Raw genomic sequence first — 23,493 nt, 5'->3', positions numbered from 1 at the left:
AATGGGATACATTCTGGCTGCTGATGTCGGTGGTACAAAACTCGCGACAGCCCTGTTAAGCGCAAACGGGACTGTATTGCAAGCCGCCGAAATACGAAGCGAAAAAAATGACGGAGAGAAACTCTTCCAGTCACTGATTGATTCATTCAAGTCTCTATGTATGAATACGCTTGTTCATATTGATGAAATAAACGGGATCGCAGTAGGAATTCCAGGGATTGTTGACAGTGAAAACGGGATTGCAATCTTCCAAAACAATTTGCCCTGGAGAAATTTCCTATTAACCGAAAGGCTTGCCAATGAGTTTCCTAAATCGAATATTATTGTGGACAATGACGTGTATATGGCGGCGTGGGGAGAATATACAAACCGTGAATTCTCTCAGGAGGCTTTTGTTTATGTAACACTCAGTACGGGTATTTCCTGTTGTTCGATATATAAGGGAATGTTTTTGAGAGGTGCAGGCATGGCAGGAGAAATTGGGTTTAATTTGACAGATACTCCACGAACTTCTCTTGAGTCCCTTGTTTCTGGTCCTTCGCTGGAAGCTCAAGGGAAGAAATTGTTGAAGAACACAAACCTGACACTAAAAGAAATGATGGAGTTTTATTATGAAGGCAACGATTGCATTTTACCAATTGTCAACGAAGCTATATGTACATTAGCGAAAGCAATCTATCATATTATCGTCTTAGAGGATCCACATTGTATCGTCCTTGGGGGGGGTGTGTTCAATAATCATCCGGGACTCATCGAACTAGTGCGAAAAGAGGTTAGACAGTATTTGAATCATCCATTGTTAAAAGGTAAAGAAGAACGAATTGAAGCAAGTGCATATAAAGAAAGCGCGGGATTGCACGGAGCAGCTTCAAGAATAATGGCAAACTGATTACGAATGAAACGGAAGAATAGAGCACATTTGAAACCCAAGATATTGATAATGGTGGATTAAATGCGAGAAGGTGTTGTCAGGCGGCTAAAAGCAACGGTGCAACATGTTTTGGATTCGGTAAAGAAAGTATAAAAAATCCTCTTCCAGATAAAATACTGGACGAGGATTTTCTATCTGTTACGACTTTCAGTTTCATTATCGAAGAAATGAGCCCTAGCCAAGTCAAATGCAAGTTTAATTTTTTGACGGTTTGGATATGCGCGTTGGAACTAACGCGCGCTACATGTTGTTGACCATCGGGAGTTGAGTAAACCATCAGTTCAGAACCGGTTAATTCTGACACGTTTACATTTGCTTCTACTGTAGATTCGGACAATAAAGCTAAAGCTTCAGGATCATCAGAAATATATTCAGGTCTTACGCTAAATTTAATAAGTACTGCTAAGTGACTCATTCGCAAACAGTCCGATTCATTTTTTCTAGAACCGTAGGCGTGCTAGAGTGGCGTCTTACGCTTTTCTTAGTTAAATGTGTTCTTCTGTCCGGACAACAAGCACATCACATTTAGCCGCACGTACAATATGTCCAGATACACTTCCGATTAAAAAACGTTCAACGGTGCTTAAACCTGTAGCACCACAAATTATAAGATCAGCTTCTACTTTCTTAGCAACTTCTCTAGCAATCATTGTTTTAGGAGAACCATAATCAACAATCACATTTACTTTTGTAACTCCAGCCGCCTCAGCTTCTTTTTTATAATTACCTAGTAATTCTTCAGCAAACGCTTGTGCACGGTCTGCGATTGATCGATCATAAGCTTCAATGGCTGCAAATGAACGTGTATCAATCACGTTTACTAGATTTAATGTCGCATCATTACGTTGTGCTACGCCAATGGATTTTTTAAAAGCCCATGCTGCTTCTTTAGACCCGTCTACCGCAACTAAAATATGTTTGTATGAAAGTGTCATATAAATTCCTCCTTCAAAATTTTTCTATATATATAGATTTCGGTAAGCAAGCTGGAAATCCTGCTTTTTCAATAGGATTTCCGTCAATTAGGGTCTATTTTGTGACTATATACTTGTGAAGCGAAAAATAAACTATCGAACTACCAATAAATATTAGCATTCCCGGTGAAAACTCCTTTGGGATGATTAAGTAAGCAATACTCATAAAGGTAAATGTAAGAATGGCTGCAAGATTTATTTTATAAGAACCAAGGACCACATTCATCATGAGTTCTTCTGAGATAGACATTTTTTTATTCCATAAGTAATCTACGACTATGATTGCTGATAATGGAACAATGCCCGCTCCTAAAATCGAGATAATATAGGCCGCTTCAGTAGAAAGGCTTGGAAAACAACTTAGGATTACGCCGACTATCCCGAATAATAAAGCGCTTCTTAATCTTCCAAGAGAAGGCCACGTATTAAGTAAACTAAATCCTCCAGTATATGCATTTCCAATGTTGATAGAAATCATGGCAAGTAAACCGCTTAAGGTAATGAAAAGTCCAATAAAAGTATTTGTAGTCGCTTCACTAAGCACAACGAAAGGATTCGTGGATTGGAAAAATGCCGCCACTAATGTTCCTATTAAAGCGGTCATTAAATAACCTGCGGAATTTCCAAGGAACATACCAGAGAATCCTTGACGTGCAGATTTAGCATAACGGGTCATATCACTAGAAGCACTAACACCCGAAACAAATTGAACGAATGCTAAACTCATATAAAAGAAAAATATGCCCCAGTCAAAAGTTGTATTAGGAAAGGAATTTTCTGACGATACTGAGACTTCTGTGAAAATGACAAATAGCATAAGACTTTGTCCAATAATTAATATGGGTAAAAATAATCTCGTTACTTTTTTTACAGCATCGTATCCAACGAGAGCCAAATAAGCCATCAGACTAGCCGTAAACACCGCTAAAAGCGTAAACGGAATATGAATGTTCAAGAAGTTAGAAACAACAGATTGTAGAATATATGTCCCACCAATTGTTTGTACACTAAACCAATATAATGAAGTTAACACACGGATAGGTGATGCGATTTTTGTGGCAAGCCAAGACCCAACAAAAGCACGCAAAATGTATTGACCAGGAAGACCATAAAGAGCACCAGGGATAGAAAGTGCGGATACACATAAAAATGCTAATATAGCACCTAGCCAAACCGCGGTAAAAGCAGGTAACCATGGAAGGTGTCCTTGAGTAACTGCTAAAGATGGAACTAGAAAGTTTCCAGCATTTACGGAAAAAGCAAAAGCAATGATTGCATACTCTTTCCAAGTAGATTGTTGAAGAGAAGAAGGGACTGCTTCCAATCCAAATTGCTCGAAATTTCGGTTATTCATTCCTGCCATTTGTAATTCACCCAGCTTTCAATTAACAGAGTTATCTAAAATTATTGTATAAAAAGATTTTTAAAGCCATTTTCAATTATATCTGATAGAATTGATTTGCTTTCAATAATTTAATTATGTCGGCTCAATTGACTTACTTACATAAAACACAGGAGGGTTTCAAAATGAAAATTGGAGTACCTAAAGAAATTAAAAACAATGAAAACCGTGTTGCTATGACACCAGCAGGAGTTGTTAACTTAGCAGTTTTCGGACATGATGTTTATATCGAAACAGGAGCAGGACTAGGTTCAGGTTTCACAGATGAAGCATATGAAACAGCAGGTGCACAAATTGTGGCAACAGCTAAAGAAGCATGGGCAACTGATATGGTCATGAAAGTAAAAGAACCGATTGCTTCTGAATATGGTTATTTCCATGAAGGTCTAATCTTGTTCACATATTTACATTTAGCTCCAGAACCTGAATTAACAAAAGCTTTAATGGATAATAAAGTGGTTGGAATTGCTTACGAAACCGTTCAACTTCCAAACAATTCATTGCCGTTATTAACACCTATGAGTGAAGTAGCTGGACGTATGTCTACTCAAATTGGTGCACAGTTCTTAGAGAAAATCCACGGTGGGATGGGAATTTTACTTGGTGGAGTACCAGGAGTTTCTCGCGGTAAAGTTACTATTATTGGTGGCGGAATTGCAGGAACAAACGCTGCTCGTGTTGCAGTTGGAATGGGAGCAGATGTTACAATCATCGATCTAAGTCCAGATCGTCTTCGTCAATTAGAAGACTTGTTTGGTCGCGATGTGCAAACATTAATTTCAAATCCATTTAACATCGCTGAATCTGTAAAAGATTCGGATCTTGTTATTGGCGCTGTCTTAATTCCAGGAGCGAAAGCACCTAAACTTATTACAGAAGAAATGATCAAGTCAATGAAACCTGGATCGGTAGTAGTTGATATTGCTATAGACCAAGGTGGTATTTTCGAAAGTTCTGATCGTATCACAACTCACGATAACCCAACATATGAAAAACATGGTGTGGTTCATTACGCAGTAGCTAACATGCCTGGAGCTGTTCCACGTACATCTACTATGGCTTTAACAAACGTAACTGTTCCTTATGCAGTACAAATTGCAAACAAAGGATATGTACAAGCTTGCTTAGATAACAGCGCACTTCTTAAAGGAATTAACACATTAGAAGGACACGTGACATATCAAGCGGTAGCTGATGCACAAGGACTTCCGTATGTAGCTGTTGAAGGTCTTTTAGCTTAATTTGAAAACCCCTTTTCGCCAATTGGTGAAAAGGGGTTTTTTGTGTGATTTTAATGCGAAGTGATGGGGCGGGGATTCGTCGCAACTTCTTGGATCTTCGGCTCAACTATTCATGTTATTGTCTCAACTTTTTGGATTATCGTCGCAACTATCCAATTTCCTCCTAATTCTCATGAGAATTGCACAAATGAAAGAAAGACCTGATTCGCATTTTCTGCGAATCAGGTCTTTGGATTTGTGATTTAATAAGAAGTAATGGTGAGGGGGTTTCATCGTAACTTTTTGGATTATAGTCGCAACTATTCATGTTATCGTCGTAACCTCTTGGATTATCGTCGTAACTTCCTAGTTATTGTCTCAACTTCACGGATTATCGTCGCAACTATCCAATTCCCTCCTGATTCTCATGCGCATTGTACAAATGAAAGAAAGACCTGATTCGCATTTTCTGTGAATCAGGTCTTTGGATTATACGCTTGGAATGATGACTAATTCTTTAGGGTACTTCGTTAAGACCTCGACGCCATTTTTTGTAACAACCACGTCGTCTTCAATGCGAACACCCGTTATGTTTGGATCATAAATTCCTGGTTCAATCGTAAAGACCATGCCTTCGATTAATTCCATTTCATTATTACCTGTAACTGAAGGGAACTCATGAACCGAAATACCAAGTCCGTGGCCTAAGCGATGTGTAAAGAATTCACCGTATCCAGCTTGTGTAATCACATCACGTGCGATTTTATCTAAATCCATTGCACGTACTCCAGGTTTGACGGCATCAACTGCATCTTGTTCTGCTTTTCTTACTGCTTCATATACTTCTTTTTGAGCATCTGAAGGTTCTCCGAAAGAAACGGTACGCGTAATATCAGAACAATATCCTTTGTAGATAACACCTAAATCAAATAAAATGAAATCGCCTTTTTGAATTTTGCGGTCACCTGGTTTCCCGTGAGGGGATGCCGTTTTTGGTCCACTCAACACCATCGTATCAAATGACATGTGAGCGATTCCTTTTTTCTTTAAAGCAAGTTCGATAGCTGTTAGAATTTCTAGTTCAGTCTTACCTTCAGCAATCTCACTTACACCGACTTCAATCGCATAATCTGCATATTCAGCAGCTTTACGAAGAATGACTAATTCACTTTCATCCTTCACAACGCGCATAGAATTCAGTTGATCGTCTAATCGAGCAAATGAAGCTTGTGGGAATAACTCTTGAAGAGCTTCCAAACGTTCAACAGTCATATGTGATTTTTCAATTGCAAGTTGAGCAATGTTAACCCCTTTACTTTCAATAGCTTCTTTTAATAACTGCCAAGGTTGATCTGTATCTTGGTGACCAACAACATCGAATGACCATCCAGCTTCTTTAGCATCTGGTATTTCCATTTTCGGGCAAATCATAAGTGGTTCAGCATCTTTAAAAATTACAACACCAAATAAACGCTCATGGGGATTACTTCGGAATCCAGATACGTAAAACACGTTGTCTGGAGTTGTGATAAACGCTGCGTCGAGATTGTTTTCGGATAAATATGTAGAGATTTGATTGATTTTAGTCATAATAACACTCCTTTTTCAACTTTCTCCCTTAAGCATATCAAAAAACAGGAGATTCGACATTCATATCGAATAAATATTAGTATGAAATAAAGGAGGTTGAACTAAATGTATGTAACTTTTCATGGACATTCCGTGGTCAAAATAAAAACGGGAGAGTATACGATATTAATTGATCCATTCATTACAGGGAATGAATTAACAGATTTAGTAGCTGACAATGAGAAGCCCGATGTGATTTTATTAACACATGGTCATAACGATCATGTAGGGGACACGGTAGCAATCGCAAAAGCGAATGACACGTTGGTTGTTGCTCCATTTGAGCTTGCAGAGTATTTGTCTTGGCAAGGAGTAAGAACACATCCGTTGCATATTGGTGGTGCAAGAGAATTTGAGTTTGGAAAAGTGAAATTAACACAAGCATTTCATGGATCAGCTTATGTAACCGAAGACAAGGAAATGATCTATACGGGTATGCCTGCAGGAATATTATTTACGGCAGAGGGCAAAACCATTTACCATGCTGGGGATACTTCGTTATTTGGTGATATGAAGTTAATTGGTGAAAGACATCCAATTGATTTAGCGTTCTTGCCAATTGGTGATAACTTTACAATGGGAATTGAAGATGCAGCTTACGCAGTGGAATTATTGAATCCACAAGCGGTTGTGCCAATTCATTACGATACTTTCCCTCCAATAAAACAAAACCCACAGGACTTTAAAGATTTAGTTAAAGGTGCGACAGTACACCTCCTTAGCTCTGGTGCTGGAATCGAATTGTAAAAAGAGAAATGCACGGAAAGCTACAGACTTTCCGTGCATTTTTGTGTAAATAAAAACCAATGGTTTGTGATACACTAACATTACAACGATTGTTTGGAAAATAGGTGATTAAATGGTTACAAAACACGAACAAATATTGCAATATATTGAGTCTTTGCCCGTTGGAGATAAAATCTCTGTTAGACGAATCGCAAAAGAACTTCAGGTTAGTGAAGGGACAGCCTATCGTGCAATTAAAGAGGCTGAAACTCAACGATATGTGAGCACAATCGAACGAGTTGGAACTATTCGAATCGAAAAGAAAAAGAAAGAAAATATCGAACGTCTAACGTTTGCTGAAGTTGTAAATATTGTGGATGGTCAGGTGCTAGGTGGGAAAAGTGGTTTACATAAAACGTTAACCAAATTTGTTATCGGAGCTATGCAATTAGAAGACATGATGCGTTATACAGATGCAGGGAGTCTTCTCATCGTTGGGAATCGAGTGAAAGCCCATTTTACTGCTCTTAAAGCAGGAGCTGCAGTTTTAATAACTGGTGGATTTGAAGCATCAGAATCTTTGAAAAAAGTAGCTGATGAGTTGGAACTTCCAATTATTTCGACAAGTTACGACACGTTCACAGTTGCGACAATGATTAACCGTGCAATTTATGATCAGTTAATTAAAAAAGAGATATTGTTCATTGAAGATATCTATGTACCTTTCCAAGAAACCGATTTTTTGCGTGCCAACGAAACCGTTTCAGCTTATCATGAAAAAAATGTTCAAACATTGCATGCTGGTTTCCCAGTCATTGATGGAAACCAAAAAGTGGTGGGTATCGTTACAGCAAGAGATGTGATTGGAAAAGAGCATCGTGATTCAATAGAAAAAGTAATGACGAAAAATCCGATTACATTGACTATGAAAACGAGTGTGGCTACTGCAGGACACCGAATGATTTGGGAAGGCATCGATTTAATGCCTGTTGTCAATGATAACGGAATTTTAGAAGGAGTCATTAGTCGTCAAGATGTATTGAAGGCTCTTCAATTAGCACAACGACAACCGCAACAAGGCGAAACAATCGATGATATTGTCAAAAATCAAATGAAAGTTTCGCAGGAAGATGAACTCACGATAGAATTCACAGTAACTCCGCAAATGACCAACCAGTTTGGTGCCATTTCTTATGGCGCATTCACCACACTCTTAGCTGAAGTGGGCAATTATGCGTTGAAAAACAAAAAGCGTGGAGACAGTGTGGCTGAAAACATGACCATCTACTTTATCAAACCTGTGCAGATGGATAGCGTATTGACAGTACGGCCAAATATTCTTGATATGAGCCGGAAGTTTGTGAAAATGGAATTCGATGTGTTAAATGGGCAAGTTTTGGTTGGTAAAGCGATGATGATGTTCCAATTGTTAGAGAGGTAAAATAAAAAAGTGATGCTAGGTAGCATCACTTTTGGTTTAAACGAAATTCTTCTTCTACAAATTGGCCATAGTGTTTTGCGACACGGAAGTAGTAAACCATCGCGTACAAGCCAATGAGAATTAACACACCTGAAATGACATAAGTTATAGTCGATGGGAATAAAGTTAATTGGTTAATACCAAAGAAAAACAATAAACTTCCAAGTGCAATTAACGAACGATTCGCATACCATTTTTTAGCGATAGGTAATTCACTCCGAAATTGTTTTGTTTTAAAGTAAAAATAAAACACAAACGACAAAACTATTAAAACTACAAATAGTGCATTTATCATTGTAGACCTCCTGTTATTAAATGAAACTGTCATTATTGTATCGACATTTGCATGGAATTGCGAATCGTAATTATGAAAGGTGGAAGGAAAAATACATGAAGCGTCAAATCATAGACACAATATCTACATACGAAACCATTATCATTCATCGACATGTTCGACCTGATCCAGACGCATATGGTTCCTCAATTGGCTTAAAAGGGATTTTACAAGCGAGCTATCCGGATAAACAAATTTTTGTTACAGGAGAGCATGAGGAAACGCTCAGTTTTCTGGATCAGCCAGATCAAGTGACCGATGAACAATTCGAAGGGGCGCTCATTATTGTTACGGATACTGCCAATACAGAGCGCATTGATGATCAACGTTATAAAACTGGTGCATACCTCATTAAGATAGACCATCATCCGAATGACGATGCTTACGGGGACTTATTATGGGTGAACACACAAGCAAGTTCGGCAAGTGAAATGATATATGAATTATTCGAAGAAGGAAAAGCGAGTGCAAACTGGAAAATGTCTGATGGAGCTGCGCGGATTTTGTTCGCAGGCATCGTAGGGGATACAGGGCGCTTTATGTTTCAAAGTACCAGCAAGAAAACATTCGAAACTGTTGCAGATTTGATTACATATGACTTCGATCGCACAGAACTTTTTAACGGCATGTATGAAGTAGACAGAAATTTATTGCATCTACAAGGACATATTTATCAACATTTTATTATTGATGATAATGGGGCGGCATATATCAAATTGCCACTCAAAACACTAGAAGAATTCGGAGTGACAGCAAGTGAAACTTCTCTTTTAGTTGGCTCTCTTGGCAATGTCAAAGGAATTAAAGCATGGATTATGTTTATAGAAGAAGAGGACCAAATTCGTGTTCGACTTCGCTCTAAAGGGCCTATTATTAATGAATTGGCTAAGGAATATGGAGGTGGAGGTCATCCACTTGCATCCGGAGCATCAATCTATTCGTGGGATACTGCAGATGAAGTGATCACTAAGTTGAAAAAATTATGTCTGTAAGTTGAAGAAGGGGTGAAGGAACGATGAATCCAGTTTATCCGCAAGTAGGTACATCAGCAGACCTACTGAATAGTACGATTCGCTTGGAATCATTGATTCCTTTCCTTCAACATCAACAAGCGAAAACTGTAGCCATTACAAATAAACGTTTGTATGGTGTTTTGCCTTTTTATCAGGAAGTTAAAAAAGCAGGACTTCATCCCGTTATTGGACTAGCCTGTCGAATTGAAATTAGTGAAGAAAACAGTGCGGACGTACAAATATATGCAAAATCAAATATTGGTTATCAAAACTTATTGAAAATTAGTAGTGCACTCGAAGTAAAAGCACTATCGGCACTTCCCTTAAAGTGGTTACAAGCCTATAAACAAGATTGTTTAGTTGTGGTTAGCATGCCAAAACAATCATCACTGGACGCTAAGGAATCTATACTTGATGCGTTGAAAAATAGTCTTGGTCCACATATTTTAGGTGGAATTGAACGACCTGGTGGAATAGTTGATAGTCATGAAAATGAATTCATTACTCTCTGTGAAGAAAGACAAATCCAACTGATGGCAACTCATCAAGCAAAATATGTATCTGCTAAAGATGCGTTTGCTTATGAAGTGGCGCAAGCGATTGCGAATGGTGTGAAGTTAAACGACATAAATCGACAAAAGCCTCTTCATGAACATCATTATTTACCTACGCGTGAACAATGGATTGAATGGTTTGCTGATCATCCCGAATGGCTTGAACAGACAGAGCGAAGTCTCGAGAGCTGTCACGTTGAACTTGTTTCGAACCAACTACATATGCCGAAATTCCCAGTACCAGAAAATGTCCTTACAGAGGACGTCTTACGTGAAAAATGTCTCGAAGGTCTTAATACACGCTTAGAAAAACTGACTGACAAGTATAAAGAACGTCTGGAAATGGAGCTCAAGGTCATTAATCAAATGGGCTATGCAGATTATTTTTTGATAGTGGCGGACTTTATGGAATATGCAAAAAATAAACAAATTTTAACTGGCCCTGGTCGTGGCTCTTCTGCAAGCTCACTCGTCGCGTATTCATTATTTATTACACATGTAGATCCACTTGAATACGGGTTATTGTTTGAACGTTTTTTAAATCCAGAACGTATTTCGATGCCCGATATTGATATCGATTTTGCGGATTACAGAAGACATGAAGTTATACAGTACGTGGCTAAGAAATATGGAAATTCACACGTCGCACAAATCGTAACGTTCGGCACACTATCCGCTAAAGCAGCAGCGAGAGATGTGGCACGCGTATTCGGATTTGATAGTTCAGTTCTTGACATGATATCAAAACAACTACCTAATAAACCGGGTATTTCATTTGATGAAGCTGTTAATAGTTCCCACCACATAAAAAAATGGATGGAACTAGACAAAACACACCAAAAATGGTTTGACATAGTAAAAGAGCTTGAAGGATTACCTAGGAATGCCTCGACACATGCCGCAGGGGTCGTTTTATCACCTGTTCCATTAGTGGACTTATTACCAATCGAAGAAGGACAAGACGGTATGTATTTAACCCAGTGGCCAATGAAAGAAGTTGAGCAGAGCGGTTTGCTGAAAATGGATTTTCTAGGATTGCGAAACTTAACTATTCTTGAAAGAATTCGCACGATGATTTGGTTTGATCAAAATAAGTGGTTAGAGTTCGAGAAAATTCCTTTACATAATGAAGAGACATTCAAACTTCTTCAACAAGGCGACACTACAGGAGTCTTCCAATTAGAATCAGACGGTATGAGACAAGCATTACGTGATATTAAACCATCTCATTTTCTGGATATCGTGGCAGTGAATGCTTTGTATCGACCAGGCCCGATGGACAATATACCAACATATAAACGCCGAAAACATCGTGAAGAAAAAACGGTATATGTTCATCCGATGCTTGAACCTATCTTAAAAGAGACGTACGGCGTAATTGTTTACCAAGAACAAATCATGCAAATTTCATCGAAAATGGCTGGTTTTTCTTTTGGTGAGTCCGATATTTTAAGACGCGCGGTTAGTAAAAAAAATCGACAAGTTCTCGATGAGCAGCGCCAACACTTTGTTGAAAGTGCTCAACAAAATCAATTTACGAAGCAGGAAGCAAATGAAGTATACGATTTAATTGTTAGATTTGCTGATTATGGTTTTCCGAAAAGTCATGCAGTTGCATACAGCTTAATTACATATCAAATGGCATACTTAAAAGTTCAGTACCCTGCCTATTTTTATGCATCGTTGCTAACTTCTGCAACAGGTAATCAGGAAAAAATCATGCGCTTAATACAAGAAGTTAAACATCATAATATTGCCCTTTTGCCCCCTTCAATACACAAAAGTGGTTTATCATTTCGTGTAGAAAACGGCGCGATCCGCTTTGGGTTATCGGCTATTAAAGGTGTTTCTAATGTGTTTTTAAGAACCTTAATGGAAAATCGTAAATACCAAAAACCAATATGGCAAGATATTTTTGAGTTAGCAGCGAGTTTATCTGCGGAGCAATTTTCTCGAAAGCAAATTGAACCTTTAATAAAAGCCGGGGCACTCGATGGTTTTGGACAACATAGATCCACTTTACTAGCAACTCTTGATGCAGCAGTAAAGTACGCAGAACTCGTCCGTCCCAATGTAGAGAACGACTTATTCGATGGAGATGTTATATCTTTTGGCAAGCCGAAGTATGTGAAAAATACCGAGATGCCTGAGATGATAAAGCTCCAATTTGAACGAGAAATTTTAGGGTTGTATATGTCAAATCATCCCGTAGAGCGTCTGAAAAAGGAATTGCATTTCCAAGGTACAGCTATTCAAGATGTTAAAGCTGAACAAAATGGACGGTCAGTTGTCATTATTGGCATGATTGAAGAGATTCGAAGAATTCGGACGAAAAAAGGAGAGGCGATGGCATTTGTTACTGTCCAGGATGAAACTTCTGATGTTTCGTGTACATTGTTTCCAAAGGACTATGCTCATCACAATCTATTAATTAAAGAACAAAATGTAATCTCAGTTGAAGGCATAGTTGAGTGGAGACAAGGTAAGCCACAAATCATTGTCAAAAATATGCGTGCAATGTCGAAAAAACAACCCAACTAATCTTTGTTGGGTTGTTTTTTAATTTTCCATTGCATGACAAACGATTTTTTTGTATGATAGGTTCATTGAGTGGTCAGACCACTTTGAAAAAAATGGAAGTCTGAGGAACGGAAATGACCAAACAAACGACAAAAATGTATTTACAGATCGTTCGTGAACTTCGTCTTCTTATTGAAAAAGAAAATATTCGACCGGGTGGCAAAATACCATCTGAACGTGAATTAGCGGAGCGACTCCAAGTAGGAAGATCGACCGTTAGAGAAGCACTACGCAGTTTAGAGCTGTTAGGCTTAATTGAAACGAAACGTGGCGAAGGAACGTTTTTAACGGATTTTCGTAACCATAAATTAGTTGAAGTTTTATCGACATTTATCTTACAAGACACGAAAACAGTTGGAGATATTCATGTAACACGTGAAATACACGAAAAAGAAGCCATCCGAATTGTGGCAGGAACACCAACATTAAATCAACTACCTGTATGGAGTAGTTTACTAATGCAATTGCAAGAGGATGAGAGCATAGTGAGAGAAGATCTGATTCGCGAAATCCTCATCTCTACCAATAATCGATTATCATTAAAAATGTGGTTTTTATTGAAGCAATACGGAGATGAGCCTTTTCAAGGTCATTCAGAAAAAGACGAAAACCAACATATTCAACAACTCTTAAATGCTATTATCTCAGGAGAAATTGAACACGCAATTCACTCATATAGGGGGTGGATAACTTGGTTATCACAAGGGAGAGAGATTATATGATTCGAGATATATTTTCAAGAAACCGTAAAAGCAAATATGTGACGATACCTAACAATTTATCGAAAACGGATGTTCCTGAAGGCATCATGACAAAATGTCCAGAGTGTAAACATATCGGTTTAACAAAAGATTTAAAGGAAAATAAAAAAGTTTGTCCAGGTTGCGATCATCATTTTAAAATGACAGCTAATGAGCGAGTGGCGATATTCTTAGATGAAGGTACGTTTGCTTCTTTGGACGATCATTTGCAGACCGTTAATCCACTTAATTTTCCTGGGTACACAGATAAAATTAAATTAGATAGTGAAAAAACAGGGTTAAACGAAGCGGTACTAACTGGCAGTGGATTACTTAATGGACGTAAAGTTGTAGTGGCAATCATGGATTCCCACTTTCGCATGGGGTCTATGGGTTCGGTTGTTGGTGAAAAGATTACACGTGCTGTTGAAGAAGCAACGAAACAAGGTGTACCTTTTATTATCTTCACAGCTAGTGGTGGAGCTCGAATGCAGGAAGGTGTTCTATCGTTAATGCAGATGGCGAAAACGAGTGTGGCACTTAAGCGTCATAGTGAAAAAGGGAATCTGTTTATTTCTATATTGACGCATCCGACAACTGGTGGAGTGTCTGCAAGTTTTGCTTCTTTAGGCGATATCAACTTAGCTGAACCTAAAGCATTAATTGGCTTTGCTGGTCGTCGGGTCATTGAACAGACTGTTCGTGAAAAACTTCCAGAAGATTTTCAAACGGCTGAGTTTTTGTTAGCTCATGGTCAACTTGATGCAGTCGTTCATCGTTCTAAAATGAAAGAATCACTCTCGACTCTTGTGAAACTTCATTCGAAAGGGGTTCATATCAATGGTTAAAACACTTCCTTTTGAAGAGCCAGTCGTTCAACTACGCGATAAAATTAGTGAGTTAAGAGATTTCACTTCAAACGCAGAGGTTGATTTATCGACTGAAATTCAACATCTAGAAAATCGACTTGAAAAACTAGAAAATGATATATATATCAATATGCAACCTTGGGATCGTGTTCAAGTGGCGAGACATCCAGAACGTCCCACTACACTTGACTACATTCGTGAAATGTTCACTGATTTCATTGAACTTCACGGGGATCGATCTTATGGGGATGACGAAGCAATTGTTGGTGGAATCGCAGCATTTAATGGATTACCGATTACGATTATCGGTCATCAACGAGGAAAAGATACGAAAGAAAACATTCGACGCAATTTCGGTATGCCCCATCCTGAAGGATATCGAAAAGCACTAAGATTGATGAAACAAGCCGAAAAATTTGGTCGCCCTATTATTTGTTTTATCGATACGAAAGGTGCATATCCTGGTAAAGCTGCAGAAGAGCGCGGACAAAGTGAAGCAATTGCCCGTAATCTTTTTGAGATGGCTGGACTAAAAGTACCTGTTATTAGTGTGGTTATTGGAGAAGGTGGAAGTGGTGGAGCATTGGCACTTGGTGTGGCTAATCATATCCATATGTTAGAGAACTCCACGTACTCTGTAATTTCACCTGAAGGGGCTGCATCGATATTATGGAAAAATCCAGCACTTGCTAAACAAGCAGCTGAAGCCATGAAAATCACAGCACCTGATTTAAAACAAATGGGCATCGTCGATGAAGTCATACAAGAAGCAATTGGTGGAGCTCATCGAGATTCTAAACAACAAGCAATCTATTTAAAAGAAGCATTGGAGCGCTCAATTGCAACTCTTAGCAAACTAAGTGAAGATGAATTAGTGGATGATCGATATGAAAAATTTAGAGCAATCGGTGAATTCACAGAATGAGGATGCGATAGTCGCATCCTTTTTTTTTTACTAACAATGAGTATTCAAAAGTGTTAATGTGAATATAGGATTAGGTTAAGGAGGGACACTCAATTGAAAAAAATAGGTGTTTTAACGAGTGGTGGAGATGCACCAGGTATGAATGCAGCCTTGCGTGCAGTAGTCAGAAAAGCGATTTATCACGACCTAGAAGTTATGGGTGTTTATAATGGCTACCAAGGTCTGATAGATGGAAAAATTGAACCGCTCGATTTAGGTTCTGTAGGAGATATTATTCAACGAGGTGGTACCAAGTTGCATTCAGCTAGATGTCTTGAGTTTAAGACGGAAGAAGGTCAACTAAAAGCCATTGCTCAAATGAAAAAGCATGGGATTGAAGGTTTAGTAGTGATTGGTGGAGATGGATCTTACCGTGGGGCTATGGCTTTAACGGCAAAAGGTTTTCCATGCATTGGTGTACCAGGAACAATTGATAATGATATTCCAGGAACTGATTTCACAATTGGGTTTGACACAGCACTTAATACGGTTATTGATGCAATAGATAAAATTCGGGACACAGCTACTTCTCATGAACGAACATTTATCATCGAAGTAATGGGACGCGATGCTGGCGATTTGGCTTTGTGGGCAGGTTTAGCAGGTGGAGCAGAAACAATTGTCATTCCTGAAGAACCGTACGATTTGCCAGATATATTAACCCGACTTCGCAGTGGACATGAGCGTGGGAAGAAACATAGCATTATTATCGTGTCTGAAGGCGTGATGAATGCTAATGAATTCTCAAAACTATTAAAAGAACATGCTAATATAGATTCTATAGTTTCCGTACTGGGACATGTCCAACGCGGTGGTTCGCCAACAGGCCGCGACCGTGTATTGGCTAGCCTATTTGGTGCTCGAGCAGTTGAGATGTTAATGGAAGGTCATGGAGGACTTGCGATTGGCATGCGTAATCATCAAGTGGTAGACTATTCAATGACAGAGGCTTTCGAAGGGAAGCATAAAGCGGATTTAACTATGTATAAACTATCAAAAGAATTAGCCATCTAATGTTGGAGAGGATATAAAAATGAGAAAAACAAAAATCGTATGTACAATTGGCCCAGCAAGTGAATCACCAGAAATGCTAGAACAATTAATCGAATCAGGAATGAATGTTGCGCGCTTAAACTTTTCCCACGGAAACCATGAAGAACATGGGGAACGAATTAAACGGATACGTGAAGCTTCTAAAAAAACCGGAAAAATCGTCGGTATTCTTTTAGATACTAAAGGTCCAGAAATTCGTACTCACCAAATGGAAAATGATGCTATAGAGTTAGAATCTGGACAATCTTTAGCTATTTCTATGACGGAAGTTTTGGGGACCAATGAGATGTTCTCTATTTCATACGGTCAATTAATTGAAGACGTTCAAGAAGGGTCTGTCATTTTATTAGATGATGGATTAATTGAACTTCGTGTTTCTAGTGTAGATCATGAAGCAGGTTTAATTCATACTGTTGTCTACAATGCTGGCACATTAAAAAATAAAAAAGGGGTTAATGTACCAGGTGTTTCTGTACAACTCCCAGGTATTACTGAAAAAGATGCACAAGATATTTTATTTGGCATTGAGCAAGATGTTGATTTTGTAGCCGCGTCATTTGTTCGTCGTGCAAAAGATGTAATGGAAATTCGTGAATTACTTGAAAATAATAATGGCGGACATATTCAAATTATCCCGAAAATCGAGAACCAAGAAGGTGTCGATAACATAGATTCTATTATTATGGTGTCCGACGGTTTAATGGTAGCACGAGGAGACTTAGGGGTAGAAATTCCAGCTGAAGAAGTACCATTAGTTCAAAAAAGTTTAATTAGTAAATGTAATGACGCTGGGAAACCAGTGATTACTGCGACACAAATGTTAGATTCTATGCAACGCAATCCACGTCCTACACGTGCGGAAGCGAGTGATGTTGCGAATGCAATCTTTGATGGAACAGATGCTATTATGTTATCTGGTGAAACTGCAGCAGGCATGTATCCAGTTGAATCTGTAACAACGATGGTTAAAATTGCAATTCGTACAGAAGATGCACTTGACTATCGAGCTATTGTTTCCGCAAAGAGTAAGATTAAAGAAGTAACGATGACAGATGCGATCGGACAAGCAGTCGCACATACGTCTATAAATCTAAAAGCTAAAGCAATTATTGCACCAACTGAAAGTGGTCACACAGCTAAAATGATTTCGAAATATCGACAAGGTTCTCCAATCATTGCTGTCACATCTACTGAAAGACCATCTCGCAAACTAACATTAGTTTGGGGTGTGTACCCGATTGTTGGCACTAAAGTAGGTTCAACTGACGAAATATTAGAGCTTTCAGTTGAAGAAAGCTTAAAACATAACTATGTCAAACATGGTGATTTAGTTATTATTACTGCGGGTGTGCCAGTAGGTGAAGCAGGTACAACAAACTTAATGAAAGTTCACATGATTGGTGATATTGCAGCTAAAGGGCAAGGTATCGGTAAAATGGTTGCTTTTGGACAAACTGTTGTCGCAAACAATGCGGAACAATTAAAAAATATCGATACAACCGGATCAATTATCGTAACGATTGGTTCTGACCGTGAAATGATGCCTGCCATTGAAAAATGTGCTGGACTTATCACTGAAGAAGGCGGGCTAACTAGTCACGCTGCTGTAGTAGGATTAAGTCTTGGTATACCAGTAATAGTAGGTGTGAAAAATGCGACAATATTAATAAAAAATGGTCAAGATGTAACAATGGATGCTGAATCTGGAGTAATTTATCAAGGACATGCAAGCGTATTATAAAAAACTTTTCTAATTATGCTCCACTTTTAAATACGGTTAAATACAAAATGCCTCAACGCAGTATTGTTGAGGCCATTTTTATAGGAGATGTCGGAAATGAAATGGTTAGCATTGATCTTTATCGTTGTTCCTGTGCTCGAAATAGGTATCTTACTATGGTCTGGAAATACATTTGGCTTACTACCGACCATCATTATCATCCTTGGAACAGGAATATTAGGCGCTTATTTAGCAAAAAAACAAGGGTTAAAAGCGATACGTGATGTCCAAATTCAGATGAAAAATTTCCAAGCTCCAGGGGATGCCATGGTCAACGCAGTATTTATATTTGCTGGTGGCTTGTTGTTGCTATCACCCGGTTTTATTACAGATTTATTTGGTTTCTTATTTTTGTTTTCACCTACAAGACAACTGTTTAAGCCCCTGGTCTATAAGTGGATTCGTTCAAAAATGAAAAATGGTCAAATCATTGTGATGTAAACCATTTATGTTGACTAAAGTGGACTGCTGCCAGTAATAAAAATGGACTAAGTAATATGCCTGGAACACCAAACAGTAGTAAAGAACATGCGCTAATGAAAAATACATGAACCGCACGAATATGCATAGTATTCGCCCATAAAAATGACTCTAATAATTGTCTAGTTAATAATATAAATGCATACAGAAGAATAATAATAATCCCGAGGGTTGTTTGCTTCGTTAACACGAAAAAAGCTGCCATCGGGATTAAAACGATGCCTGTCCCTAAAAACGGCAAGGCATCAGCAAAAGATATCAAAAACGCAAGTCCCAAAGGAGAAGAAAAGTGAAGAGCTTTGAACCCTATGCAAAGTTGCAAGAATGTCATCAAAAACAACAAAACTTCTACTTTTGTAAACTTCTCAAAAAGATCCATTGCTTTCAAAAATAATGGCTTTATGGTTTTGCGCGTAGTACTCGGTAAATAGATGAAGAACCAGGTACGGGACTTCAATGACTCTTGCAATGCGAAAAAAAGGGCAACTAAAAATACGAAGGTCTCGACGAATTGTGCTGGAAGGTGTTGGATAAATAAAGTGATTTTTTTAAGAACGCTTTCACTAACCATCGATAAAGCTTCAATAACGGATTGCCAATTCACCCTATTTGTTTGAAGAAGTACTTGCAATTCTTCTAAATGAAAACGCAATGGATATATTAATTCAAAAAGTTCTTTTACAACCAATGTGGCACCAAAAATGATGGATGCTAATAAGGCGATTTCAAAGACCAAAACGGATAACCATCTAGGTAATCGGGTAGTTTTATGTATCCAATACACAATGGGATGCAAAAAATATGCAATTAGTATGGCGATAGTAACCGGATAAATCAGCCATGTTAAAATAAGAATAATAGCTACTGGTATCCATTTCTTTAAAAAAATCGCTACGTTTTCATGCACTTTTCTACCTCCATTAAGGTGTGATTTATGGGCTATATCTTTTTTATGTCGTTTAGACAGAATATTTCTGCTTTGTGACAAAATATCATGTTTTTTACAAATAAATTCGAATTTCGAGCGTTTTCATTCACAATTAAGTCAAAATTGATTATAATGTCATTGTAAGCGATATAAATAAAAGGTTCATATGAGCAGATGAGCCATCATTCTGCGTTTTTTTGTGTGGCATGATGAATTTCAAACAGAAGAAGGAGCGATATACATGACATCAACTAAAGGTCTAGAAGGAGTAGTAGCTACTCAATCAGCAATCAGTTCGATCATTGATGACACACTTACATATGTTGGCTATGATATTGATGACTTAGCAGATCATGCAAGTTTTGAAGAAGTAATCTACTTGCTTTGGCATCAACGCCTTCCAAAGGCAGCAGAATTAGCTGAACTTAAACAACAATTGGCAGATAACATGGCTGTACCACAAGAAGTATTAAACCACTTCAAAACGTATCCAATTGAAAAAGTTCACCCAATGACAGCTCTTCGTACATCTGTTTCTATGCTAGGATTGTATGATGAAAATGCAGAAGATATGTCTGTAGAAGCTAACTACTTGAAAGCCATTCAACTTCAAGCAAAAATGTCGACTTTAGTAACAGCATTTGCTCGTGTTCGTAAAGGACAAGAACCTATCGCACCGAAAAAAGATTTAAGCTATGCAGCGAACTTCTTATATATGTTAAGTGGTGAAATTCCAGCGGCTATTGAAGAAGAGGCGTTCAACAAAGCATTAGTTTTACACGCTGACCATGAATTAAATGCGTCAACATTTACAGCGCGCGTATGTGTAGCAACATTATCAGATGTTTATTCTGGTGTAGTTGCGGCACTAGGTGCTCTTAAAGGTCCCCTTCACGGCGGAGCAAACGAGCAAGTTATGAAAATGTTAACGGAAATTGGTTCAGTTGATAATGTTGATTCTTACATCAACGAAAAACTAGCAAACAAAGAAAAAATTATGGGCTTCGGTCACCGTGTATACCGTAAAGGGGATCCACGTGCAAAACACCTTCGTGAAATGTCTCAAAAATTAACAAAACTTCGCGGAGAAGAGAAATGGTACGAAATGTCAATTAAAATTGAAGAAATCGTAACAGGACAGAAAAATCTTCCACCAAATGTTGATTTTTACTCAGCATCTGTCTACCATTCTCTAAATATCGATCATGATTTATTTACACCAATCTTTGCTGTTTCACGTGTATCAGGCTGGTTAGCTCACATTTTAGAACAATATTCTAATAACCGTCTAATCCGTCCACGTGCAGAATATATCGGACCTGGTATGCAAAAATATGTACCAGTAAACGAGCGTTAAAATTTTAAATAAACATAAGTAGGGCTGGACTTTCAGCAGTGTTTATTCAAAGAAACTAGAAATAGTATTCTGATTGAACGTCATTGTTAAAAGTACATGCCCTATGATTATGCCTATAGGAGGAAATTATTCATGACAAACGGTGGCAAAATTACAGTTGAAAATGGTGCACTAAACGTACCAAATAATCCAATCATTCCTTTCATCGAAGGAGACGGTATCGGTCCTGATATCTGGGCTGCATCTGCACGTGTATTAGAAGCTTCAGTTAACAAAGCTTACAACGGTGAGAAATCTATCGTTTGGAAAGAAGTTTTAGCAGGTCAAAAAGCATTCGATCAAACTGGCGAATGGTTACCAACAGAAACTTTAGATGTAATTCGTGAATATTTAATAGCAATTAAAGGCCCTCTTACTACACCAGTTGGTGGCGGTATTCGTTCATTAAACGTTGCGTTACGTCAAGAATTAGATTTATACACTTGTTTACGTCCTGTACGTTACTTTGACGGTGTTCCTTCACCAGTAAAACGCCCTGAAGATACTGACATGGTTATTTTCCGTGAAAACACTGAAGATATTTATGCTGGAATCGAGTTTGCTGCAGGAAGTGACGAAGTTAAAAAAATCATCGCATTCTTACAAAACGAAATGGGTACTAAAAACATTCGTTTCCCTGAGACTTCTGGTATCGGGATTAAACCCATCTCAGAAGAAGGTACTAAACGCTTAGTACGTGCTGCACTTACTTACATCATTAAAGAAGGTCGCGAGTCATTAACACTTGTTCATAAAGGGAACATCATGAAGTTCACTGAAGGAGCTTTCAAAACTTGGGGTTATGAAGTTGCGGAACAAGAATTCGCTGAACAAACATTCACATGGAACCAATATGATCAAATTAAAGCTGACCAAGGTGCAGAAGCTGCAGATAAAGCGCAAGCAGATGCTTTAGCAGCTGGCAAAATTTTAGTGAAAGATTCGATTGCTGATATCTTCTTACAACAAATTTTAACTCGTCCAAGCGAATTTGATGTTGTTGCAACAATGAACTTGAACGGTGACTATATTTCTGATGCACTTGCTGCACAAGTTGGCGGTATTGGTATTGCACCAGGAGCAAATATTAACTATTTAACTGGACATGCTATTTTTGAAGCTACTCACGGTACAGCTCCTAAATACGCTGGTTTAGATAAAGTGAACCCATCATCTGTTATCCTTTCAGGTGTATTAATGCTTGAACACCTTGGCTGGAACGAAGCAGCTAAATTAGTAATGGACTCTATGGAGAAAACAATTTCTTCTAAAGTTGTAACTTATGATTTCGCTCGTTTAATGGATGGCGCTACTGAAGTGAAATGTTCTGAGTTCGCTGATGAACTTATCAAAAATCTTTAATCGACATTAAGTAAAACACTATGTTTAGAAAGAGGGCTTATGCCCTCTTCACTTATGAACAAAGGGAGAGTTTTCTGATGACATTGAAACGTAAAAAGATTTCAGTAATCGGTTCTGGTTTTACAGGTGCAACAACAGCATTCCTTCTTGCTCAAAAAGAATTAGGGGACGTTGTTTTAGTTGATATCCCACAAATGGAAAATCCAACTAAAGGGAAAGCGCTAGATATGTTAGAAGCAGGTCCTGTACAAGGATTTGATGCAAACATTACTGGTACTTCTAACTATGAAGATACGAAAGACTCGGACATCGTTATCATCACAGCTGGTATTGCACGTAAACCTGGTATGAGCCGTGACGATTTGGTTCAAACAAACCAAAAAGTTATGAAAATCGTTACAGGTGAAATCATTAAACATTCTCCAAATACAATCATTATTGTATTAACAAATCCAGTAGATGCAATGTCTTACACAGTATACAAAGAATCTGGTTTCCCGAAAGAGCGCGTAATTGGCCAATCTGGAGTTCTTGATTCAGCACGTTTCTGTACATTTGTCGCACAAGAACTAAACTTGTCTGTTAAAGACATCACTGGTTTTGTTCTTGGTGGCCACGGTGACGACATGGTTCCTTTAGTACGTTATTCATACGCAGGTGGTATTCCTTTGGATACATTGATTTCAAAAGAACACTTAGCTGAAATTGTTGATCGTACACGTAAAGGTGGAGCTGAAATCGTAAACCTTCTTGGTAACGGATCAGCTTACTATGCACCAGCAGCTTCTTTAGTTGAAATGGCTGAAGCCATTCTAAAAGATCAACGTCGTGTATTACCATCAATCGCTTATCTTGAAGGTGAATATGGATTAGACGGAATTTATCTTGGCGTACCTACAATTTTAGGTGCTGGTGGGATTGAAAAAATCTTTGAACTTGATTTAACTGAGTCTGAAAAAGCTGAGCTAGACAAGTCAGCAGCATCAGTACGTAACGTAATGGACATTCTAGCATAATGTTCTAAGGCTAAAGATGCGACGTCCTGTCGCAACGCCTTCATGACCTACGTTCTGTGTGC

General features: G+C 38.3%; 21 protein-coding genes. 15 read left to right on the top strand and 6 right to left on the bottom strand.

The genetic code is table 11. The features are described 5' to 3' along the window. Position 1: 1 nt before the first annotated feature. Positions 2-889: an ROK family protein gene (locus C8K15_RS05180; RefSeq protein WP_108585370.1), complete on the top strand. Its 888-nt coding sequence runs from the start codon at positions 2-4 to the stop codon at positions 887-889. Positions 890-968: 79 nt separating this feature from the next. Here the strand turns inward: C8K15_RS05180 and C8K15_RS05175 are convergent, their stop codons facing one another. The 3 genes from C8K15_RS05175 to C8K15_RS05165 all read right to left on the bottom strand — a co-directional run bounded on the left by C8K15_RS05175 (position 969) and on the right by C8K15_RS05165 (position 3,268). Then, positions 969-1,346, bottom strand: coding sequence for a hypothetical protein (locus tag C8K15_RS05175; RefSeq protein WP_108585369.1), 378 nt, complete (start codon positions 1,344-1,346; stop codon positions 969-971). Between the two features lie 70 nt (positions 1,347-1,416). Next, a complete protein-coding gene (locus tag C8K15_RS05170) occupies positions 1,417-1,866 on the bottom strand; it encodes a universal stress protein (RefSeq protein WP_108585368.1) in 450 nt (149 codons plus the stop codon). A gap of 94 nt (positions 1,867-1,960) precedes the next feature. Further along, the gene (locus C8K15_RS05165; protein WP_108585367.1) at positions 1,961-3,268 is read right to left on the bottom strand and encodes a purine-cytosine permease family protein; all 1,308 of its coding nucleotides are present in this window, start codon (positions 3,266-3,268) and stop codon (positions 1,961-1,963) included. Between the two features lie 164 nt (positions 3,269-3,432). On the opposite strand from C8K15_RS05165, the gene ald reads away from it, so the two are divergent. Beyond that, entirely contained in the window at positions 3,433-4,548 is a 1,116-nt protein-coding gene (ald, locus tag C8K15_RS05160; RefSeq protein WP_108585366.1) for an alanine dehydrogenase, read from the top strand. Positions 4,549-5,016: 468 nt separating this feature from the next. Here the strand turns inward: ald and C8K15_RS05155 are convergent, their stop codons facing one another. Beyond that, positions 5,017-6,117: a M24 family metallopeptidase gene (locus C8K15_RS05155; protein ID WP_108585365.1), complete on the bottom strand. Its 1,101-nt coding sequence runs from the start codon at positions 6,115-6,117 to the stop codon at positions 5,017-5,019. A 105-nt stretch (positions 6,118-6,222) separates the two neighbouring features. Here C8K15_RS05155 and C8K15_RS05150 point away from each other — a divergent pair, with 105 nt between their 5' ends. Both C8K15_RS05150 and C8K15_RS05145 read left to right on the top strand, forming a co-directional pair. Beyond that, positions 6,223-6,903, top strand: coding sequence for a metal-dependent hydrolase (locus C8K15_RS05150; protein ID WP_108585364.1), 681 nt, complete (start codon positions 6,223-6,225; stop codon positions 6,901-6,903). A gap of 112 nt (positions 6,904-7,015) precedes the next feature. Next, on the top strand, positions 7,016-8,323 hold the full coding sequence (locus C8K15_RS05145; RefSeq protein WP_108585363.1) for a DRTGG domain-containing protein: 1,308 nt from the start codon (positions 7,016-7,018) through the stop codon (positions 8,321-8,323). Between the two features lie 25 nt (positions 8,324-8,348). Here the strand turns inward: C8K15_RS05145 and C8K15_RS05140 are convergent, their stop codons facing one another. Next, complete coding sequence (locus C8K15_RS05140; RefSeq protein ID WP_108585362.1) at positions 8,349-8,657, bottom strand: YtpI family protein; 309 nt, start codon at positions 8,655-8,657, stop codon at positions 8,349-8,351. Positions 8,658-8,752: 95 nt separating this feature from the next. Here C8K15_RS05140 and C8K15_RS05135 point away from each other — a divergent pair, with 95 nt between their 5' ends. From C8K15_RS05135 to C8K15_RS05100, 8 genes are all read left to right on the top strand, one after another. Continuing rightward, on the top strand, positions 8,753-9,688 hold the full coding sequence (locus C8K15_RS05135) for a DHH family phosphoesterase (RefSeq protein ID WP_108585361.1): 936 nt from the start codon (positions 8,753-8,755) through the stop codon (positions 9,686-9,688). A 23-nt stretch (positions 9,689-9,711) separates the two neighbouring features. Then, positions 9,712-12,804 carry a DNA polymerase III subunit alpha gene (gene dnaE, locus C8K15_RS05130; RefSeq protein ID WP_108585360.1) on the top strand — a complete coding sequence of 1,031 codons (3,093 nt, stop codon included), beginning with the start codon at positions 9,712-9,714 and terminating at the stop codon, positions 12,802-12,804. A 113-nt stretch (positions 12,805-12,917) separates the two neighbouring features. Continuing rightward, a complete protein-coding gene (locus C8K15_RS05125) occupies positions 12,918-13,565 on the top strand; it encodes a FadR/GntR family transcriptional regulator (RefSeq protein ID WP_108585359.1) in 648 nt (215 codons plus the stop codon). After that, positions 13,562-14,431, top strand: a complete 870-nt coding sequence (gene accD / locus C8K15_RS05120; RefSeq protein WP_108585358.1) for an acetyl-CoA carboxylase, carboxyltransferase subunit beta — start codon at positions 13,562-13,564, stop codon at positions 14,429-14,431. The genes C8K15_RS05125 and accD overlap by 4 nt, the downstream gene beginning before the upstream one ends. Beyond that, positions 14,424-15,377 (top strand): acetyl-CoA carboxylase carboxyl transferase subunit alpha, encoded by a 954-nt coding sequence (accA, locus tag C8K15_RS05115; RefSeq protein WP_108585357.1) that lies wholly within the window; start codon positions 14,424-14,426, stop codon positions 15,375-15,377. Before accD ends, accA begins: the two co-directional genes overlap by 8 nt. Positions 15,378-15,470: 93 nt before the next feature. After that, entirely contained in the window at positions 15,471-16,430 is a 960-nt protein-coding gene (gene pfkA, locus C8K15_RS05110; protein ID WP_108585356.1) for a 6-phosphofructokinase, read from the top strand. A gap of 19 nt (positions 16,431-16,449) precedes the next feature. Further along, positions 16,450-18,210, top strand: a complete 1,761-nt coding sequence (gene pyk, locus C8K15_RS05105) for a pyruvate kinase (protein ID WP_108585355.1) — start codon at positions 16,450-16,452, stop codon at positions 18,208-18,210. A 96-nt stretch (positions 18,211-18,306) separates the two neighbouring features. Beyond that, on the top strand, positions 18,307-18,690 hold the full coding sequence (locus C8K15_RS05100; protein WP_108585354.1) for an FxsA family protein: 384 nt from the start codon (positions 18,307-18,309) through the stop codon (positions 18,688-18,690). Here C8K15_RS05100 and C8K15_RS05095 read toward each other — a convergent pair. Next, positions 18,677-19,636, bottom strand: a complete 960-nt coding sequence (locus C8K15_RS05095) for an AI-2E family transporter (RefSeq protein WP_108585353.1) — start codon at positions 19,634-19,636, stop codon at positions 18,677-18,679. The two genes, C8K15_RS05100 and C8K15_RS05095, sit on opposite strands and share 14 nt — an antisense overlap. A gap of 262 nt (positions 19,637-19,898) precedes the next feature. Here C8K15_RS05095 and citZ point away from each other — a divergent pair, with 262 nt between their 5' ends. From citZ to mdh, 3 genes are all read left to right on the top strand, one after another. Continuing rightward, positions 19,899-21,014, top strand: coding sequence for a citrate synthase (gene citZ / locus C8K15_RS05090; RefSeq protein WP_108585352.1), 1,116 nt, complete (start codon positions 19,899-19,901; stop codon positions 21,012-21,014). Positions 21,015-21,146: 132 nt separating this feature from the next. Continuing rightward, complete coding sequence (icd, locus tag C8K15_RS05085) at positions 21,147-22,415, top strand: NADP-dependent isocitrate dehydrogenase (protein WP_108585351.1); 1,269 nt, start codon at positions 21,147-21,149, stop codon at positions 22,413-22,415. A gap of 77 nt (positions 22,416-22,492) precedes the next feature. Further along, the gene (gene mdh / locus C8K15_RS05080; RefSeq protein ID WP_108585350.1) at positions 22,493-23,431 is read left to right on the top strand and encodes a malate dehydrogenase; all 939 of its coding nucleotides are present in this window, start codon (positions 22,493-22,495) and stop codon (positions 23,429-23,431) included. Positions 23,432-23,493: the final 62 nt, after the last annotated feature.

Origin of the sequence: Paenisporosarcina sp. OV554 (assembly GCF_003058165.1) — a bacterium.
GTDB lineage: Bacteria > Bacillota > Bacilli > Bacillales_A > Planococcaceae > Paenisporosarcina.
The sequence above is the reverse complement of the archived record's forward strand: the minus strand, read 5'-3'. Positions and strand labels throughout refer to the sequence as shown.

Coding starts and splice junctions, on each gene's coding strand:
- C8K15_RS05180 (WP_108585370.1), top strand. CDS start 2: ATGGGATACATTCTGGCTGCTGATGTCGGTGGTACAAAACTCGCGACA.
- C8K15_RS05175 (WP_108585369.1), bottom strand. CDS start 1,346: ATGAGTCACTTAGCAGTACTTATTAAATTTAGCGTAAGACCTGAATAT.
- C8K15_RS05170 (WP_108585368.1), bottom strand. CDS start 1,866: ATGACACTTTCATACAAACATATTTTAGTTGCGGTAGACGGGTCTAAA.
- C8K15_RS05165 (WP_108585367.1), bottom strand. CDS start 3,268: ATGGCAGGAATGAATAACCGAAATTTCGAGCAATTTGGATTGGAAGCA.
- ald (WP_108585366.1), top strand. CDS start 3,433: ATGAAAATTGGAGTACCTAAAGAAATTAAAAACAATGAAAACCGTGTT.
- C8K15_RS05155 (WP_108585365.1), bottom strand. CDS start 6,117: ATGACTAAAATCAATCAAATCTCTACATATTTATCCGAAAACAATCTC.
- C8K15_RS05150 (WP_108585364.1), top strand. CDS start 6,223: ATGTATGTAACTTTTCATGGACATTCCGTGGTCAAAATAAAAACGGGA.
- C8K15_RS05145 (WP_108585363.1), top strand. CDS start 7,016: ATGGTTACAAAACACGAACAAATATTGCAATATATTGAGTCTTTGCCC.
- C8K15_RS05140 (WP_108585362.1), bottom strand. CDS start 8,657: ATGATAAATGCACTATTTGTAGTTTTAATAGTTTTGTCGTTTGTGTTT.
- C8K15_RS05135 (WP_108585361.1), top strand. CDS start 8,753: ATGAAGCGTCAAATCATAGACACAATATCTACATACGAAACCATTATC.
- dnaE (WP_108585360.1), top strand. CDS start 9,712: ATGAATCCAGTTTATCCGCAAGTAGGTACATCAGCAGACCTACTGAAT.
- C8K15_RS05125 (WP_108585359.1), top strand. CDS start 12,918: ATGACCAAACAAACGACAAAAATGTATTTACAGATCGTTCGTGAACTT.
- accD (WP_108585358.1), top strand. CDS start 13,562: ATGATTCGAGATATATTTTCAAGAAACCGTAAAAGCAAATATGTGACG.
- accA (WP_108585357.1), top strand. CDS start 14,424: ATGGTTAAAACACTTCCTTTTGAAGAGCCAGTCGTTCAACTACGCGAT.
- pyk (WP_108585355.1), top strand. CDS start 16,450: ATGAGAAAAACAAAAATCGTATGTACAATTGGCCCAGCAAGTGAATCA.
- C8K15_RS05100 (WP_108585354.1), top strand. CDS start 18,307: ATGAAATGGTTAGCATTGATCTTTATCGTTGTTCCTGTGCTCGAAATA.
- citZ (WP_108585352.1), top strand. CDS start 19,899: ATGACATCAACTAAAGGTCTAGAAGGAGTAGTAGCTACTCAATCAGCA.
- icd (WP_108585351.1), top strand. CDS start 21,147: ATGACAAACGGTGGCAAAATTACAGTTGAAAATGGTGCACTAAACGTA.
- mdh (WP_108585350.1), top strand. CDS start 22,493: ATGACATTGAAACGTAAAAAGATTTCAGTAATCGGTTCTGGTTTTACA.